This window comes from Patulibacter minatonensis DSM 18081, assembly GCF_000519325.1.
Taxonomy (GTDB): domain Bacteria; phylum Actinomycetota; class Thermoleophilia; order Solirubrobacterales; family Solirubrobacteraceae; genus Patulibacter; species Patulibacter minatonensis.
The window spans coordinates 1,321,661-1,338,334 of the sequence record NZ_KI912613.1 but is presented as its reverse complement, the minus strand read 5'-3'; the positions used below and the strand labels follow the sequence as shown (position 1 = coordinate 1,338,334).

Annotated in this window: 14 protein-coding genes and 1 pseudogene; 3 read left to right on the top strand and 12 right to left on the bottom strand. The window is 75.7% G+C overall.

Features of this window, described 5'->3' with window-relative positions:
* Positions 1 to 158: 158 nt before the first annotated feature.
* Positions 159 to 1,079 carry an SDR family oxidoreductase gene (locus PATMI_RS0106115; RefSeq protein ID WP_026910240.1) on the bottom strand — a complete coding sequence of 307 codons (921 nt, stop codon included), beginning with the start codon at positions 1,077 to 1,079 and terminating at the stop codon, positions 159 to 161.
* A gap of 737 nt (positions 1,080 to 1,816) precedes the next feature.
* On the opposite strand from PATMI_RS0106115, the gene PATMI_RS36485 reads away from it, so the two are divergent.
* The gene (locus PATMI_RS36485) at positions 1,817 to 1,969 is read left to right on the top strand and encodes a hypothetical protein (protein ID WP_157260639.1); all 153 of its coding nucleotides are present in this window, start codon (positions 1,817 to 1,819) and stop codon (positions 1,967 to 1,969) included.
* A gap of 428 nt (positions 1,970 to 2,397) precedes the next feature.
* Here PATMI_RS36485 and PATMI_RS0106100 read toward each other — a convergent pair whose 3' ends face one another.
* The 3 genes from PATMI_RS0106100 to PATMI_RS0106090 all read right to left on the bottom strand — a co-directional run bounded on the left by PATMI_RS0106100 (position 2,398) and on the right by PATMI_RS0106090 (position 5,665).
* A complete protein-coding gene (locus tag PATMI_RS0106100; RefSeq protein ID WP_026910238.1) occupies positions 2,398 to 3,003 on the bottom strand; it encodes a response regulator transcription factor in 606 nt (201 codons plus the stop codon).
* A complete protein-coding gene (locus tag PATMI_RS33995; RefSeq protein ID WP_157260638.1) occupies positions 3,000 to 5,117 on the bottom strand; it encodes a sensor histidine kinase in 2,118 nt (705 codons plus the stop codon). The genes PATMI_RS0106100 and PATMI_RS33995 overlap by 4 nt, the downstream gene beginning before the upstream one ends.
* 113 nt (positions 5,118 to 5,230) lie before the next feature.
* Positions 5,231 to 5,665, bottom strand: coding sequence for a VOC family protein (locus tag PATMI_RS0106090; protein WP_026910237.1), 435 nt, complete (start codon positions 5,663 to 5,665; stop codon positions 5,231 to 5,233).
* A 284-nt stretch (positions 5,666 to 5,949) separates the two neighbouring features.
* On the opposite strand from PATMI_RS0106090, the gene PATMI_RS0106085 reads away from it, so the two are divergent.
* Complete coding sequence (locus tag PATMI_RS0106085; RefSeq protein ID WP_026910236.1) at positions 5,950 to 6,582, top strand: dihydrofolate reductase family protein; 633 nt, start codon at positions 5,950 to 5,952, stop codon at positions 6,580 to 6,582.
* Between the two features lie 74 nt (positions 6,583 to 6,656).
* Here the strand turns inward: PATMI_RS0106085 and PATMI_RS27830 are convergent, their stop codons facing one another.
* The 3 genes from PATMI_RS27830 to PATMI_RS33990 all read right to left on the bottom strand — a co-directional run bounded on the left by PATMI_RS27830 (position 6,657) and on the right by PATMI_RS33990 (position 11,872).
* Positions 6,657 to 8,987 carry an MMPL family transporter gene (locus tag PATMI_RS27830; protein ID WP_051471118.1) on the bottom strand — a complete coding sequence of 777 codons (2,331 nt, stop codon included), beginning with the start codon at positions 8,985 to 8,987 and terminating at the stop codon, positions 6,657 to 6,659.
* A gap of 540 nt (positions 8,988 to 9,527) precedes the next feature.
* Positions 9,528 to 10,460: a sugar transferase gene (locus tag PATMI_RS27825; protein ID WP_245604121.1), complete on the bottom strand. Its 933-nt coding sequence runs from the start codon at positions 10,458 to 10,460 to the stop codon at positions 9,528 to 9,530.
* Entirely contained in the window at positions 10,457 to 11,872 is a 1,416-nt protein-coding gene (locus tag PATMI_RS33990) for a glycosyltransferase (RefSeq protein ID WP_051471117.1), read from the bottom strand. The genes PATMI_RS27825 and PATMI_RS33990 overlap by 4 nt, the downstream gene beginning before the upstream one ends.
* A gap of 63 nt (positions 11,873 to 11,935) precedes the next feature.
* Here PATMI_RS33990 and PATMI_RS27815 point away from each other — a divergent pair, with 63 nt between their 5' ends.
* Positions 11,936 to 12,637, top strand: coding sequence for a GNAT family N-acetyltransferase (locus tag PATMI_RS27815; protein ID WP_036725337.1), 702 nt, complete (start codon positions 11,936 to 11,938; stop codon positions 12,635 to 12,637).
* A 61-nt stretch (positions 12,638 to 12,698) separates the two neighbouring features.
* Here the strand turns inward: PATMI_RS27815 and PATMI_RS0106060 are convergent, their stop codons facing one another.
* The 5 genes and pseudogenes from PATMI_RS0106060 to PATMI_RS37265 form a co-directional block, all read right to left on the bottom strand.
* Positions 12,699 to 13,172, bottom strand: a complete 474-nt coding sequence (locus PATMI_RS0106060; protein WP_026910235.1) for a hotdog fold domain-containing protein — start codon at positions 13,170 to 13,172, stop codon at positions 12,699 to 12,701.
* 321 nt (positions 13,173 to 13,493) lie between these two features.
* Positions 13,494 to 13,646 (bottom strand): hypothetical protein, encoded by a 153-nt coding sequence (locus PATMI_RS36480; protein WP_157260635.1) that lies wholly within the window; start codon positions 13,644 to 13,646, stop codon positions 13,494 to 13,496.
* Between the two features lie 462 nt (positions 13,647 to 14,108).
* The gene (locus tag PATMI_RS0106050; protein ID WP_026910234.1) at positions 14,109 to 14,681 is read right to left on the bottom strand and encodes a zf-HC2 domain-containing protein; all 573 of its coding nucleotides are present in this window, start codon (positions 14,679 to 14,681) and stop codon (positions 14,109 to 14,111) included.
* Between the two features lie 127 nt (positions 14,682 to 14,808).
* On the bottom strand, positions 14,809 to 15,915 hold the full coding sequence (locus PATMI_RS0106045; protein ID WP_026910233.1) for a glycosyltransferase family 4 protein: 1,107 nt from the start codon (positions 15,913 to 15,915) through the stop codon (positions 14,809 to 14,811).
* Positions 15,916 to 16,074: 159 nt separating this feature from the next.
* Positions 16,075 to 16,674, bottom strand: a pseudogene (locus PATMI_RS37265) (hypothetical protein); the annotation flags it as partial.

Below are 16,674 nucleotides of genomic sequence, written 5' to 3'. Positions count from 1 at the left end.
CGGGACGGACGGCGCGGGAGGGTCGGTCCGCGGGCGACCCGCGGGGCCCGCGACCGTCCGTGCGGGTCCGGGGGCCGTCGCTCGCGCGGGTCCGTGACGCGCGACCCGCGGACGTGGCACCGCGCGGCCCGTCCGTCGGCCGGGCCCGACCGCGACCGTCAGGGCGCGAGCGACCGGGGCGCGGTGCCCGCCGTCAGGTGCGGGTCGCTCTCCGCGGCGCGCAGCTCGTACGCGGCGCGGGCGTGCGGGTCGGCCTCCATCAGCGCCTTGTCCGCTCCGAGCGCCCGCGAGACGCCCTCGCGACCCCGGCGGGGCAGCACGCCGATCACCGTGTTCGCGACGCCCGCGGACTTCGGGACGTACACGTCGAACCGCGGGACCTTCAGGACGTCCACGATCGCCTGGGCGACGTCCTCCGGGGTCACCTTCTTGACCCCGCGGGTGTCCTTCGTGCCCGCCGACAGGTCGGTCTGGACGATCGCGGGCATGACGCAGCTGAGGTCGACCGACGAGCCGGCGTGGTGGAGCTCGCCCCGGATCGCCTCGGACAGGCCGACGACGAAGTGCTTCGTCCCGCAGTACGTCGCCGCCCCGGGGAAGCCGGCCTTGCCGGCCATCGACGCGACGTTGACGAGGTGCCCGCGTCCCCGGTCGACGAACCGCGGCAGGATCTCCTTCGCGCAGTTGACGACGCCCATCACGTTGACGTCGAGCTGCCTCCGGGTGCTCTCGTCGGACTCCTGCAGGAACGTGCCGAGCGGCATGATCCCGGCGTTGCTGTCGAAGACGTCGATCGGGCCGAGGTCGGCCTCGACCGCGTCGACGAACGCCCGGACCGAGGCGCGGTCGACGACGTCGAGCGCGTAGGCGCGGACCTCGACCGCGACGCCGCCGCGGGCCGGCACGGACGCGCGGAGGTCGGCGGCGGCGGACTCGGCCAGCGCGAGGTCGAGGTCCCCGATCGCCACCTTCATCCCCTCGCGGAGCAGCGCCCGTGCGGTCTCCTTGCCGATCCCTCGCGCACCGCCGGTGATCGCGGCCGTGCGGCCGACCAGGACTCGGGGCTCGTGTCGTGCCATGTGGATCTCTCTCGTGGGGCCGCGCGGGGCGGCCGTCCCTCGGCGTCGCCAAACTTGACGCCTCCGTCATGTTTGACACTAGCGGGGTCGGGCCGGGGAGCGCAAGCGGTCCGGGGTCGGGGCGATGCGCCGTCGGCCCGCACGACGGGTCGCCGACGCGTCGGTCCACGGCACGCGACCGGGCGATGCGCCGTTGGCCCGCACGACGGGTCGCCGACGCATCGGTCCACGGCCCCGGGGCCGCGACCGGCCCGGACGCGCGCCGGTCAGCCCGGCACGAGGCCGCAGGTGACGTTGACCGTGGTGCCGGTCATGCCCGCCGCCCACCAGGACCGTCCGCGCGGTCCGCCCGGCGACGAACACTCGCGCCCCCTCCCCCGCGAGCGCGCGGGCGACGCCGGCCCCGAGCCCCCCGGTCCCGTAGACGATCGCGGTCTTCCCCTGCAGCAGCACGGCGTTCTCCTGGTGGCACCGGCGGATCACCGGCGGGCGGTCCGGCGACGACGCGCCGGCATCGGGCTCATCCTCGCCGACGGGGGTGCGGCGATGGAGGTGGGAAGAACGACCGTCGACCGGCCGCGCCGCGACCACACACACCCCTCGCGCACCATTCCCAGCCCTCGTACATACGCGATCAAGGAATACGCGCGCAGAACCAACGCGATCCCCCCGCGCTGATACGAACCCGATCGAACCACGGTCCCGACCTGATCCGACGCGAGCGCATGATCCATCACATGGTCATCGCGCTCGTCCTCCTCACCGCCTGGGTCGTCCTGAACGTCGCCCTCCTCGGTGCCGTGGCCGCCGCCCACCACCGCGGCACCAAGAACGACCAGCAGACCACCCCCGCCCGCCGCACCCCCGTCTTCGCCGCCACCACCGCCTGAGGCATCAGCCCCGGCAGGTCCTGCTCCTCAGCACTCCCTCGCCGGCACCCGCATCGCCTCCTGGATCGGGGGGAGGCCGATGAACAGCGGTGCCGCGACAGCGCCACCCAGGAGCGGACCTGCGGACGACAGGACGGTCCCCCTCGGGGCGAATGGTCCGTCCGCCCGCCGACCACCTCCGACGACCGCACGGCCCTCGACGCTGGACAGGGGTTCGGAGCTCGGGTTCGGCACGGCGTGGTCCTCGCGGTCGGTCGCCCCGTCGCGGGTCCGCCGGGCGTGCCACCGATCATGCGCCCATGGCACGGGCCGCGACAGGGCCGATCGTCACCGGGAGGGCATGACGAACGTCATCCGGGCGGCGGACCCGACCGACGACGCAGGTCGTCGCTGGGAGTGCCGCGCGGCCGAGGCAACGGCCCGGCCGGTCAGAGCCAGCCGTTGTCCTGGGCGATCCGGATGGCGTCCAGGCGGTTCCGCGCGCCGAGCTTCGCGACCGCGTTCGACAGGTAGTTCCGCACCGTGGCCGGCGACAGGAACAGGGTGGTACCGATCTCCGCCGTCGAGACGCCGGTCGCGGCAGTGCGCAGGACGTCGGCCTCGCGCTCGGTCAGCGGGCTCTCGCCGGTCTCCAGCGCCGCGGCCACCAGGTCCGGGTCCAGCACGCGCTCCCCGGCGGCGACGCGACGGATCGCCGCCGCGAGCTCGGCGGCCGGGGCGTCCTTCGGGAGGAACCCACGGATCTGCAGCTGCAGCGCGCGCAACAGGTGCGCCGGGCGGCCGAGGCCCGTCAGGATCAGCACCCGGCAGTCCGGCGACGCCGTCCGCAGCTGGTCCGCGGCGCTCAGGCCGTCCAGTCCCGGCAGGTCGATGTCGAGCACCGCGACGTCCGGCCGGACGCGCACCGCCGTGCCGACGATCTCGTCGCCGCGCTCGAGATCGGCCACGACCTCGAGGTCGTCCTCCAGCCCGATCAGGGCCACCAGCGCGCCGCGGATCAGGTGCTGGTCCTCGGCGATCAGCACGCGGATCACGAGGCGTCCTCCGGCAGCAGCACGCGCAGGCGGAAGCTGCCGCCCTCGCGGTCGGCGGTGACGACGCCACGCAGCGTCCGTGCCCGGTCAGCGAGGCCCGCCAGGCCGCTCCCCGACACGTCGAGCTGGTGCGCCGCACCGTCGTTGACGAGCTCCAGGCCGAACCGCCCGTCGTCGCGGACCGCGCTGATCACGCACCGTTCCGCGCGACTGTGGCGCAGCACGTTCGTGGTGCCCTCCCGGACGGCCCAGCCGAACAGGGCGTCCGCCTCGGTCGTCAGCGGGCCGAGGTCCACGTCGACCTCGGCCTCCACGCCCGCGGCGCGGAGCAGGTCGACGGCGCCGGCGACCTCGACCACGAACGACACCGGCCGTCCCCCGGCCACCACGGCGCGGACGTCGTCGGCCAGGCGCTCCGCGACCTGGCGGACGTCGCGGGCCTCGGCGGCCGCGGCGTCGGGGTCGCGGTCGAGCAGCGCCAGGGCGAGGTCGCCCTTCAGCGAGATCGCCGAGAGGCTCTGGCCGAGGGCGTCGTGGAGGTCCCGCGAGAGCCGCCGGCGCTCCAGATCGACCGCCTGGTCGGCGAGCTCGGCACGGGTGCGGGCGAGCTCCCCGGTGATCCGGCACAGCCCGACGGCCCCGATCAGCGACAGCGGCGCGAGCGACGAGATCGTGACGATGTAGAGCAGGTACCACGACAGGTGCTTCGCGTCGTCGAAGTAGTCGAGGAACAGCAGCACGTTGGGGACCACCTGGCCGACGATCACCGCCACGATCAGGACCGCCCGCAGGCGCCCCGTCGTGAGGACGCCCAGCGCCCCGCCGAGCATCCAGATCGACGAGAGGAACTGGTTCCCGACGACGACCATGCCGAGGGCCGCGAGGGCGAACATCGCGGCCAGCGCGAGGTACGCGTGGCGGGGTCGCTCGCCGGACGCCGCCGCGAGGCTCAGCCACAGCTGCAGCCCGCAGAGCAGGACGACCGGCCCGGCGAGCCACGCCGCCGTCGGCTCGCCCGTGTCGAACCCGACGGTCGAGATCGTCAGCAGGTAGGCGAACATCGGCAGGTGGAGGACGACGAGCAGCCACCGCGAGCGTCGGGCGACGGCGAGGGCCGCGTCGACGGGGCTCGTCCGGGCGCGGGCGGCCTCGACGGCGCGGCTCCAGCGGTCGAGGAGGCGGGCCCGCACGGACGGGCCGCTCCGGTCCGACCCGGCCGGCGGTGCGGTGTCCCGCGGATCGGCGGCCGTCGACCCGGACGCGGACGCCGACGACGCCCTCCCCGGAGCCGGCGGGTCCGCCGCCCGCGGCGCGCGGTCGCCCCGGAGCAGCGTCGCGACCGCCTCCAGGCGACGGCGGTCGACCGCGCCGCGATGCCCGGCCACGATCCGCCGCGTCTCGTCGAGCCGCTCCCGCGAGGAGGCGACGAGCGCGGTGAGGACCCGGCGGGCGTCGGGGCTGCGTCGGGCGGTGTGGTCCTCGGCCTCCGACGCGACGGCCGCCAACGACTCGAGGCCCCGCAGCAGCGTGCTCCCGAGCGCCTGCTCCGCCTCGGCGCGCTGCGACGTCACCGCCTGCTCGGCGAGCGCGGCCCGCGCGGCGTGCAGGTCGCGGACCGCGGCGACGAGCCAGATCGTCACGAGCAGGATCGCGGAGCGGAACGCCACCGAGATCGCGAGGTACAGGCCCTGGCTGAAGAGCCGCGCGGTCTCGCTGCCGGAGCTGAGGCCGACGACGTGGACCAGGACGATGATCGCGGCCGCGAGGGGCACCGACCAGCGGGGCCGCAGGACGATCGCGGTCGAGACCACGAGCGACGAGAGCGCGAACGACCAGGCCGCCCCGATCAGGGCGTACGCCGTGAGGGTGATGACCGCGACCGCGGCGAGCGACCAGGCGCCGCCGGGTGCCGCCCGGCGCCCGAGGGCGTAGCCGACGTGGCGGAGGTGCAGCGGCAGGTACAGCGCGGTCGCGATCACCGCGACCCAGGCGTCCGAGGGTGGCTCGAAGACCGCGATCCGGGTGACCTCGACCAGCGGCAGCAGCACGCTGATGACGTAGGCGCCGATGGTCGCGTACGCCGGCCAGCGGCTCGATGGAGGGGGCCTGTCCACGCGACGACCTTGCCAGGTGGGACGCCGTATGGCGAGGGTCGGAGGCGGATCGATGACGTTCGTCATCGGTCGGGGCCGCGCCTCCCGCGCGGCCCCGGATCCGACGGTGCGGCTCAGGCGGTGGCGGGCTCGCCGTCGGCCTGCTCCTGCGCGGCCTGTGCCTGCTCGAGGTCCATCCACATGAGCTCCCAGACGTGCCCGTCGAGGTCGCGGAAGCTCTCGCCGTACATGAAGCCGTAGTCCTGCGGGTCCTTCCACGCCTCGGCGCCGGCCGCCTTCGCCTTGCCGGCGAGGTCGAGGACCTCGTCCTTGCTGTCGCACGACAGGGCGATCATCGACTCCGTGACGTCGCGGGGCGCGATGTCGCCCTTGATGAAGGTCCGGAACTTCTCCTCCTCGATGAGCATCACCATGATGTTCTCCTCGATCACCAGACAGGCGGTGGTCTCGTCGCAGAACTGCTCGTTGAAGCCGAAGCCCAGCGCCGAGAAGAAGGCGCGTGAGGCCTTGACGTCGGTCACGGGCAGGTTGGGGAAGATCATGCGCATCGGGGGTCTCCTTGGGTGGCCGTCGCGGGGCGCGGGGCGCGTTTCGTGGGGTACGGAACACAAGACCGCGCGGTCTCCCGGAACTCATCGCTCCGATCCGGAACCCGTCGGAGCCGTCGTGCTCCCCGGCCGGATCCTGGCGTGCCGGCTCGCGCGTCGCCAGAGCCGGATGTCCAAGCCGACCGATGACGTTCGTCATCTCCGGCCGACGACATCGACCCCTGGCGGCACCGCGGGCGAACGCGGAGGATCGGAGCGTCCCCCCGCCTGGAAGCCCCCATCCCGTGCGTCGCCTCGTCGTCTCCACCTTCGTGACCCTCGACGGGGTCGTCGAGGCGCCGCACCGGTGGTCGTTCGACTTCCAGAGCCCCGACACCCTGCGGCGTGCGGTCGACGTCCTGTTCGCGGCCGACGCCCTGCTGCTCGGGCGTCGCACGTACGAGACGTTCGCGGCCGCGTGGCCGAGCCGCCGCGACGAGCTCGGGTTCGCCGACCGGATGAACGCGCTGCCCAAGCACGTCGTCTCCACCACCCTCCGGCGTCCGCGGTGGAACAACACGCGGGTGATCGCCGACGACGTGGTCGAGGAGGTCCGGCGACTGAAGGCGACGGGCGAGGGCGCACGGGCCGGGCCGCAGGACGCGGGCGACGCCGACGAGGACGCGCCCCGCCGAACAGGCGACCTCCTGATGTACGGCAGCCCGACCCTGATGCGCGCCCTGCTGCCGCACGACCTGATCGACGAGCTGCTCCTGCTGCTCAACCCGGTCGTGATCGGCGGCGGCGCGCGCCTGTTCCCGGAGGGCGTCCCGCCCCAGGCGCTCGCGACGGAGGACGCCACCCCGCTGGGAGGCGGGATGACGCTGCTCCGGCTGCGTCCCGCGACCGTCGGCCGGCCGACGGTCGCGAGGGACTGACGTGGGCGCGCCGCTCCTGCCCCGGCGGCCGGCGGGGGTACCGGACGGCCCGGGGCGACCGGACGGCTCCGGCCTCAGTCCGCCGATCCCGCCGCCACCGACGGCGCCTGCCGCGGGGTCGCCGGCGCGCCCTCGAGGTCGGGGAGCACGCGGTCCAGCCACGCCGGGATCCACCAGTTCCAGCGGCCCAGGAGCTGCATCAGGGCCGGGACGAGGACCATCCGGACGATCGTCGCGTCGACGAGGATCGCCGTGGCCATCCCGACGCCCATGAGCTTCAGGAACGCCTCCGGGGCGAGCGCGAAGCTCAGGAAGACCGCGACCATGATCGCCCCCGCCGCGGTGATCACCCGGGCGGTCGACGCCAGGCCCTCGGTCACCGCGCGCTCGGTGTCGCCGTGGTGGCGGAACCGCTCGCGGATGCGGGAGACGAGGAAGACCTCGTAGTCCATCGAGAGCCCGAAGAGGATCGCGAACATCATCACCGGGATGAACGGCGGGACCGGCGTGTTCGTGTCGATCCCGATCAGCCCGCCGAGGGTGCCGCCCTGCGCGAACGCGGTCACCACGCCGTAGGCCGAGCCGACCGACAGCAGGTTCATCACGCCGGCCTTCAGCGCCACGAGCGGCGCCCGGAACGCGGCGAGCAGGAGCAGCAGCGACAGCACGACGACGCCCCCGATGAAGTACGGGATGCGGGCGCCGAGGACGTCGGACTGGTCGATCGACGCGGCCGTCACCCCGCCGACGAGCACGCTCCCGTCGCCGCCGCGGGTCGCGGCCGGCAGCACGTCGTCGCGCAGGCGGTGGACGAGGTCGGAGGTCGAGGCGTCCTGCGGCGCGCTGCGCGGGAGGACGGTGACGACGGAGATCGCGCCGTCCTTCGACGCGCGCGCCGGGAGGACCGCGGCGACGTCCCGGTCGCGACGGACGGCGGCGGTCACCGCGCCCAGGCGCTGCTGCGCCCCACCCTCGGCGACGAGCAGCAGCGCGCCGTTGGAGCCGCGGCCGAAGCCCTCCGTCGTCAGGTCGTACGCCTGGCGGGTCGTGGTCGACGCGCGGTCGTTGCCGGCGTCGGGGAAGCCGAACCGGAGGTCCTTCGCGGGGATCGTGAGGAGGACGAGGACCGTCGCGCCGACGATCGCCGCGGTCTTCGGGCGGCGCTGCACCCCGCGCGCCCACCGTGCGGCGAGCGGGCTGTGGCCCTCGCGCTGCTGCCGACCGACGAGCGGGACCCGCAGGCGGTTCACGCGCGTGCCGAGCATCGCCAGGAGCGCCGGGACGAACGTCACCGACGCGAGCAGGACGACGAGGACCGAGATGCTCGCCGAGAGTGCCACGCCGTTCATGTACGAGACCCGCATCAGCAGCAGGCCGAGCATCGCGACGACGACCGTGCCGCCGGCGACCAGGGCGCTGCGCCCGGCGGTGGAGATCGCCTCGACGACGGCGCCCTCGGTGTCCTTGCCGTCGTGCAGTGCGGAGCGGAAGCGCGAGACCACGAGCAGGGCGTAGTCGATCCCGACCCCGATGCCGATCAGGCTGTAGACCGCGGGGGCCCACTCGGGCACGTCGATCACGTGCTGCAGCAGCCCGACGAGCGCGAACGTGATCCCCAGGCCGAGCAGCGCCGCGAGCAGCGGCAGGCCGGCGGCGACGACGCTGCCGAACGCGATCAGGAGGATCACCGCGGCGGCGATCATCGACGCGACCTCGGGACTGGAGCCGCCCTCGGCGTTCGTGATCGGGCCTCCGCCCAGCTCGATCCGGGTGCCGCCGCCCTCGGCCTGCTCGGCGAGCTCGATGACGTCCTTCGCGGTGTCGTCGGGCAGGTTCCACGGCTTCGTGGTCAGGCCGAGCTCGACGGACGCGATCGTCCCGTCGCGGGACACCCGCTGCGGCTCGGCCTCCCCGATGCCGGGGAGGGCTTCGGCCCGGTCGAGCAGCGGCTGGATCCGGGCCTTCGCGGCGGCCCCGTCGGCGCCGCGCGCGTCCTGCCACACGACGGTGATCCCCTGCGCGCCGCGTCCGCCGAGGTGCGCGTCGATCAGGTCCGCCGCCCGGGTCGACTCGGCGCCGGGCGTCGCGTAGTCCTCGGCCGAGTCGCCCGCGAGGTGCGAGACGCCGGCGGCCATCACGACGAGCGCGAGCACCCAGACGGCGACGACGGTGCGGCGCCGGCGTACGCAGATCAGCGCCAGGCGGTGGAGGAGGCCGTCGGGAGGCGGGGCGGCGGGGCCCGGAGGACCGGGCCTCGGGGTGGCGGACGGCGGGGTGCTCGGGCCGAGCGGGGTGGCACCGGAGGACGGGGTCGCGGCGCCGGGCGGGGTGGCGTCGGACGACGGGCTCCCGAGGCCGGGCGAGTCGTCGTCCGGCGTCGGGGCGGCGTGCGGGTGGGATGGCATGGGTCTCGGTCTCGGGGCCGGGTCGTGCCTCCGCGCCGGCTGGGCGGAGGCACTGGTCCGGACGTCGGGGGACGGTCGACCCGGAGGGTGCCACCGGACCCTCGCGCCCACCATGGGGGATCCCCCCGGACCGACCCCGGGGGTCGTCGGGGTCGATGCGGGGCCGGGGCGACCACAGGGGCCACCGCAGGAATGCGCGCCACCTCGGGCACCGGCACTACCTGGCGTTCGTTGCTGCGCCGTGAGCGCAGCAACGCACGCCACGCGGCCGCCGGACGCGAGCCGGCGTTCGTTCCTGCGCTCCGCGCGCAGGAACGAACGCCACGCCCCGGTCCGACACGGTGGTGGCGTTCTTTCCTGCGGTCTGCGCGCCGCAGTGACGCCGCGACTCCGACCGCACGTCCGTCGCGGTGACGAGCCGCCCCGCGCCGGCGGTCCTCGGTGTGGACCGGCGCGGCGGGGTCAGCCGCTCGGGTCGCGGTGGCCCGCGCCGGCGTGCGTTCCTGCGCTCCACGGGTAGGAACGCGCGCGACGTCCCGGTCAGGCCCTGTCGCCGCGCTCGTCCGTGGTGGTGTCGGCCGCCGGCCCCGCCTCGGCGTCCGGCACCGTCCACGCGGCGCCATCCCGCTCGACGCCCGATCCGCCGAGGACGACCCGGACGGTCATCAGGAGGATCCGGGCGTCCGTCCGCAGGGTGCGGTGCGCGACGTACCAGCGGTCGAACTCGATCCGCTCGGGCCAGGAGAGCGTGGTGCGGCCCTGGACCTGCGCCCAGCCCGTGAGGCCCGGCCGGACGATCAGCCGCTCGACCTGACGCTCGTCGTAGCGCTCGACCTGCACCGGCACCGTCGGTCGGGGGCCGACGATCGCCATCTCGCCGCGCAGGACGTTCCAGAACTGCGGCAGCTCGTCGATCGAGGTGCGGCGCAGCAGCCGGCCGAGGCGCGTGATGCGGGCGTCGCCCTTCTCGATCGCCAGTCCGGCGCCGAGCTTCTCGGCGCCCTGGACCATCGTCCGGACCTTCAGGACGTCGAACTCCCGACCGCCCAGGCCGACCCGGCGCTGCCGGAAGATCGGGTTGCCGCGCGACTCCAGCCGCACGACCAGGAGCACGAGCGCCAGCGGGATCGCGAGGACCACGACCGCGAGGAACGACACGACGACGTCGAACGCGCGCCGCGTCACGTCGCCGCAGGAGATCCGCGTGGGCAGCGGGATCGGTCCGTCGGGCCCGACGTCGCGTCCGGCGTCGCGCATCGCGGCGCGCAGGTCGGCGTGGCCGTCGGGCGCGCGGCCGGTGAGGTCGTGGACGCGCGGGCCGTCGCCGGGCCGGGCCGGCCCATGGTGATCGTCTCCGTCGGCGGACCGGCCCTCGGCGGCGCGATCGGCGGGGGCGTGGCCCGGCGGATGCACTCCGCGGGCGTCGCCCACGGGAGGCTCCGCAGCTGCGCCCGGATCCTCCGGGGCGCTCATCGCGTCCCCTCCGCCGGGTCCCAGCCCGCGGGGGTCCCGTGGCGCAGGTGGTCGGCCAGGCCGGCGGCGATCGAGGCGGTCATCAGCACGTAGTACCGCGCGAGCAGCAGGGGCCGCGACGGTCGGACGCCCGCGCCCGCGGCTCCCGCGAACAGGGCGAGGTGCGCGGCGAGCAGCAGCAGGTGCAGGCGCGGGCGGACGCGACGGCGGGCCCCGCGGCCGGCGCGCGACGTCGGCGCGACCGGCAGCGATCCGCCGCCCACGGGAGTCGCGGCCCCGCCCGGCACGCCGCCCACCGCGACGACGAATCCGGCCGCCAGCGCCAGCAGGTGCAGGAACGGGCTCGCGTACCGGAGGTGGCGGTGGCTGACGAGCGCCGCCAGGTAGCGGGGCGGCACGCCGCGGGGGTCGAGGACGCCGCCGCGCAGACCGCCGTCCTCGCCGCCACGCAGGACGACCCGCCACATCTGGTTCATCATGCGCCGCTTCCGGCGCCACTCGCCCTCGACGGTCGGGACCATCGGCTCGCTCGCCCGCGCCGTCGGGCGGTCGACGGCGAGCATCCCGGCCCGGACCGTCTGGTGCGGCAGCGCGAGGTCGTGGCCGAAGGCGGTCCGCAGCCGCGGCCACAGCGACGCCCGGAGCGCGTAGATCGCGCCGTTGCCGGCGGTCACCGACCACCAGTCGCTCTCCATGCGACGCAGGGCCATCTCGAGGCGCCAGTACGCGCCCTCCTGGTTCGTCCCGCCGTCCTCGGACGTGAACGTCACCCGGCCGCACGCGTAGCCGACGCGCGGATCGGCGAACGCGGCGACGAGCTCCGCCAGCGCGTCGGGCTCCCACGACGTGTTGGCGTCGCTGAAGGCCAGGACGTCCCCGTCGGCCCGGGCGACCCCGCCGGCCTGCGCCGCGTGCTTCCCGCCGCGCGGCAGCTCGAGCACGAGGTCGGCCCCGGCCTCGCGGGCCCGCTCGGCGGTCCGGTCGGTCGACCCGTCGCAGGCGACGATGATCTGCAGCCGCTCGCGGGGCCACGTCTGCGCGGCCAGACGGCGGAGGGTCTCGGCGATCGCGTCCTCCTCGGCGTACGCGGCGATGACGACGGACACGCGGAGCGCGGAGGGTCCGGACGACGGGGTCACCGCCGACCGGACGGCCGGACCGGGGACCGCGGCCGACGGGGCGACGGCCTCGGTGGCCGTGGCGACGGACGACGAGGACGCGACCGTCGGGACGTCGCGACCGGGGGCCGGGCTCCGCGGGACGGGGGTCGACGGGACCGTCGAGGCCGGCGCGGCCTCCCGGTCGTCGGGCACGCGCCCCCGGCCCGCGCGACGGAGGGCGCGGAGGACGACGGCCCACCCGGCGTGGGTCCACGCGAGGAGGCCGAGGGCGAGGAGGTGCAGGGCGCGCACGGAGGGATCGTCCCAGAGCGCGCGGGTCCCGCATCGCCCGCCGCAGGGGTCTACCGTGGCGGCATGGCTCCCGAGCTCGGTCCGCCCGTCGACTTCGCGGGCGCGCGGGCGCCGGGCCGCGAGACGCTGACGGGGACCCACGTCCGGCTGGAGCCGCTCGATCCGGCCGACCACGCGGCGGCGCTCTGGGACGCCGCGGCGTCCGGGGATCCGCACCTCTGGGACTACCTCCCGTACGGGCCGTTCGACGACCGGGCGGCGTTCGACGCGTGGCTCGTCGCCCTCCACGCCGGCATGCCGGCCGACCAGCGCTTCTTCGCGATCGTGCGGGTCGCCGACGACGTTCCGGCCGGCATGCTCGCCTACGCCCGGATCGCGCCCGAGCTCGGGCGGATCGAGATCGCCCACGTGTGGTTCGGGGCCGCGCTCCAGCGGACGCCGGACGCGACGGAGGCCGTGTTCCTGCTCGCCGCCCACGCCTTCGAGGCGCTCGGCAACCGCCGCCTGGAGTGGAAGTGCAACGCGCTGAACGCCCGGTCGCGGCGGGCGGCCGAGCGGTTCGGCTTCGCGTACGAGGGCACGTTCCGGCAGGACATGGTCGTCAAGGGCCGCAACCGCGACACGGCCTGGTTCTCGCTGCTCGACCGGGAGTGGCCGCGGGCCGGGGCGGCGTTCCGGGACTGGCTGGCGGCGGACAACTTCGCCGAGGACGGGACCCAGCGCCGGACGCTGGAGGACCTGCGCGGGGGAGCGGCCGGCGGCTGAGGGCGAGCGCGCCGGCGACCGGACGAGTCCGGCGAGGGGCCGCCGCCACGCCCCAGCGCGGTCAGCGCGCCGGCTTCTCCGTCACCCAGATGCGGATCTGGGCGTGCGAGACCTCGACGCCCGTCGGGTCGGTGATGCGGATCTCGACCGGGAGCTCCTGCTTCTCCGCCAGGTCGTCCGGCAGCACGAGGACCGCCTCCGCCGTCAGCCGGCCGGTCGCCTTCGCCAGGTAGTCGATGGTCATCCCGCGGGGGATCCACCGGTGCGTCGCGGGGATCGTGGCCTCCGCGAGCGCGCCCATCACGTACTCGGCCAGGTTGCACTGGGCGATCGCGTGGACGGTCCCCAGGTGGTTGCGCGTCCACGGCACCGCGGGCATCGTGGCCTCCGCGCGGCCGGGCTCCAGCGCGGCGAGCTTCGCCGGGATCGTCAGGAAGTACGGGGCGGCGGTCCGGTAGATCCGCGACACGGCCGACCGCCCGAGCGGCAGCCCCTCGAGCTTGCGGTACGCGGAGGGCAGGTCGATCGCGGGCATCGTCCCGTGATCCTACCGCAGGTAGCTTCTGGCGGAGCGGGCGGCGCGAACGCGGGGCGGACGGCGCAGGCGACCGATCACCCGGCGGCCCTCACGTGCCACACCCCTGACTCGCGGGCGGACCGTGGCGCGTCGCGGTCGTAGAACGACCGCGACGCGCCACGGTCCGCGCTCGACCCGAGGGCGTGGCACATCACGGTCGCGGGCCCGCCGACCCGGCACACCAGAACGGGGCCGACCCGGGCCGACCCGGGCCCCGCGCCCGCCCCGAAAGGGGTGACCTCAGCGGGCGGCGGCGAAGACCGGCGCGTGGGCGCGGGGTCAGCGGGCGGCGGCGAAGACCGGCGCGTGGACCGCTTCGACGGCGGCGCGGTCGACGGCCTTCTGGCCGCGCTGGTTCGCCACGGCCACGGCACCGAGGAGCGTCACGTTGACGACGAGCCAGGCGGCGAGGAGGACCAGGACGATGAGCATGGACCTGATGATGCGCCCACCATCGATCGACTCCCGGTCGCCGACCCATCAGATCCGTATCGCCGTACGAACCCGTACCGACGCCACCCACCCCCGAGTGCACGAGACCCGCCAACCGACGGCGATGGTTGAACGCGTCGCCCCACGCCGCGAACCGCACCCGCCCCCTCGGCCGGCCGATCCCGATGGTCCGACGTCAGGCCCCGCTTGACCAACCGCACCCGCCCCGTCGGCCGACCGACGCCGATGGTTCGACGTCAAGCCCCGCTTGACCAACCGCACCCGCCCCGTCGGCCGACCGATCCCGATGGTTCGACGTCAAGCCCCGCTTGACCAACCGCACCCGCCCCGCCGGCCGACCGACGCCGATGGTCCGACGTCACGCCCGGCGCGAGGATCTGCATTCGACGCGGTCGGCGTCGCCTCACCCGGGCCGCGCGACCCGGGACGGCCGCCCCGCGCTCAGCCCGGGGACGCCAGCGCCATCGCGGCGACGAGCGCCCCGGTCTCCTCCGGGGCGAGCTCCGCCGGGGGGCCGTCGCGGTAGGCGGTCTCCGCGCGGTCGAAGGCGACGTTCAGGGCGTCGCAGTCCGGGCAGTCGACGACGTGCTCGCGCAGGCGGACCGCGTCGGCGCGCGGGAGCCGGTGGTCGGCCCACGCGGTCAGGAGCCGCGGGAAGCGGTCGCAGACGGTGGTCCGGGTCGTCGGCCGGCGGTGCTCGCCGGGACGGAACGGGTTCTCCGCCTGCCGGGCGGCGACGCGGCGGGTGGCCGAGAGGAGCGCCGCGTCGACGTCCTCCGCCAGGTCGTCGCCGGACAGCACCGCGAGGCGGAGGTCGACGAAGACGGCCGCCGCCATCCGCAGGGCCTCGTCCGGAGGTGCGACCTCGCGGGCGTACACGAGGACGTCGCCCCCGTGCGCGGCGACGAGCGTCGCCAGCACGAACGGGTCGCCGTCGCGCAGGCCGTCGGACGTGACGGGCGGCGGGCTGACCCGCGGCGACGACGCGCGGGGTGTCGGGGAACCGGGCGGCATCGGGGTATCGGGAGGATACGCCGCCCGCAGCGGTCGGTCCTGCACCCGGAGGTCGATCCGTCCCCGGGCGCGCCACCCGGCCCGGACGGGTGGTCCGATCGCGTGCTCCCGATCGGTCGATCGAGGCTCAGTCCAGCAACGACCGGTACAGCCGCTGGTGCGCGGCGGCGACCGCGTCCCACGAGTACGCCCCGGACGCCAGCTGCGACGCGCGGGCCGCGAGCGCACGCCGTCGCGTGCCGTCGTGGAGGAGCGTCCCGAGCGCCCGGGCGAGCGGTCCTGCCTCGCCCGGCGGCACCAGCTCGGCGGCACCCTCGCGCGCGATCTCGGGGAACCCGCCGACCTTCGTCAGCACCATCGGGCGACCGAACGCGAGGGCGGTGAAGAGGACGCCCGACTGGTCGATCTCGCGGTACGGCAGCACGACGACGTCGGCGCGCCGGAAGTACGCGGCGGCCTCCTCGTCGGTCACGAAGCGGTCGACGAAGCGGACGCCGCGCGGCGCGGACTCGCGGAGGGCCCGGACGTCCATCTTCGGCAGGCCGACGATCCACAGCTCGGCGGTCCTCGCGGTCGCGCCGAGGCGGCGCCAGGCGTCGAGCAGGACGTCGACCCCCTTGTACGGCCGCAGCAGGCCGAAGAACAGGACGACGGGCCGCTTCGTGTTCGCGAACGCCGGCGGCAGCTCCGCGGGCGCCAGCGTGGTCAGGTGCCGGAACGCGCCGTGCGCGATCACGTGGACCTTCTCGCGGGGGACGTCGAGGCCGTCGATCAGGCGGTCGCGCCCGTGCTCGGAGTGCACGACGACGGCGTCGACCCGGTCGTACAGCCGCCGCTGCGCGTCGCGCTGGCCGGGCCGGGCCTCGCGCGGCAGCACGTCGTGCGCGGTCAGGACGACGGGGCGGCCCTTCGGCAGCAGCAGACCGTCGATCTGCTGGACGGCCAGCCACTGGAAGTGGACGATGTCGGCGTCCTTGGACGTCCGCCGCAGCCGCCGCATGTCGGGGACGTGCTGGGCGACCTTCGCGACCCGCCGGATCCGCGACCCCGCGGGACCGATCGCCCGCCGGTAGAAGCCGTGCTCGATCTCGTAGCCCTCGGGCTCCGGTATGCGGCCGTAGGGGAACTCGCTGGTCACGAGCGTCACGCGGTCGCCGGCCCGCACGAGCGCGTTGGCGAGCGCGTGGTCGTAGGGCGGCGTGTAGGCGGACGGGTCGATCAGGCGGACGTGCACGTGCTCCTCACCGTATCCCGCGGCCACGGGTCCCGCTGGGGGACGGGGCACCGTGCGGGCCGGGGGACCGTGCGGCCCGAGGTGCACGCGGCGTGGAGGGCCGGGCCCCCGGGGATGCGTCGCCGGGCCGACCGGCCGGCCCCGAGACGCGGACCGCCCTCAGCGGACCCGCAGCCCGGACGCCGCGCGCCGGGTGATCCGCTTGGCGCCGTACGTGCGGGTCGCGCCGACGACGAGGACGACGCCCCCCGCGGGCCCGTTGACCGGCAGCGCCGCGCAGACCCCGGTCGCGCACATGGCGTAGCGGCCGCCGCGGAAGAGCACCCCGGCGGTGCGGCCGGCGTCGGGCAGGCGGACCGGGAACGCCGTCCCGCCCGCGACGCCCGCGACCGCCGTCCGGCCGGGGAGCGCCTCGACGAGGATCCGCGCGCCGTCCGGGCGCCGCAGCCGGGTGACGACCCGGGCGCCGTTCTCCAGCTCCTGCACCGCCGTCTGCCGCCAGCCCTCGGAAGCGGGCAGGTCGAGGGTCCACGTGCCGCCGCCGAAGCGCACCGCCCCGACGGGGATCGGCGGCTGCGGTGCGGTGCGGGAGCCCAGCGGGGCGCCGGCACCCGCCCGGCCGACCGACCCCGGAGCCCCGGAGGTCGTGCCGCCCGCGCCGGCGGAGCGGGAGCCGCCGGCGGACGAGGACCCCGACCCTCCGGACCCGGAGGACGAGCCACCGCCGGCCGCGGCCGACCCGGCGTTCCCGGTCGCCGC

What these genes read in the sequence shown, in the direction of transcription:
- PATMI_RS0106115 (WP_026910240.1), bottom strand. Translation starts at nt 1,079, where the DNA reads ATGGCACGACACGAGCCCCGAGTCCTGGTCGGCCGCACGGCCGCGATC.
- PATMI_RS36485 (WP_157260639.1), top strand. Translation starts at nt 1,817, where the DNA reads ATGGTCATCGCGCTCGTCCTCCTCACCGCCTGGGTCGTCCTGAACGTC.
- PATMI_RS0106090 (WP_026910237.1), bottom strand. Translation starts at nt 5,665, where the DNA reads ATGCGCATGATCTTCCCCAACCTGCCCGTGACCGACGTCAAGGCCTCA.
- PATMI_RS27830 (WP_051471118.1), bottom strand. Translation starts at nt 8,987, where the DNA reads ATGCCATCCCACCCGCACGCCGCCCCGACGCCGGACGACGACTCGCCC.
- PATMI_RS27825 (WP_245604121.1), bottom strand. Translation starts at nt 10,460, where the DNA reads ATGAGCGCCCCGGAGGATCCGGGCGCAGCTGCGGAGCCTCCCGTGGGC.
- PATMI_RS27815 (WP_036725337.1), top strand. Translation starts at nt 11,936, where the DNA reads ATGGCTCCCGAGCTCGGTCCGCCCGTCGACTTCGCGGGCGCGCGGGCG.
- PATMI_RS0106060 (WP_026910235.1), bottom strand. Translation starts at nt 13,172, where the DNA reads ATGCCCGCGATCGACCTGCCCTCCGCGTACCGCAAGCTCGAGGGGCTG.
- PATMI_RS36480 (WP_157260635.1), bottom strand. Translation starts at nt 13,646, where the DNA reads ATGCTCATCGTCCTGGTCCTCCTCGCCGCCTGGCTCGTCGTCAACGTG.
- PATMI_RS0106050 (WP_026910234.1), bottom strand. Translation starts at nt 14,681, where the DNA reads ATGCCGCCCGGTTCCCCGACACCCCGCGCGTCGTCGCCGCGGGTCAGC.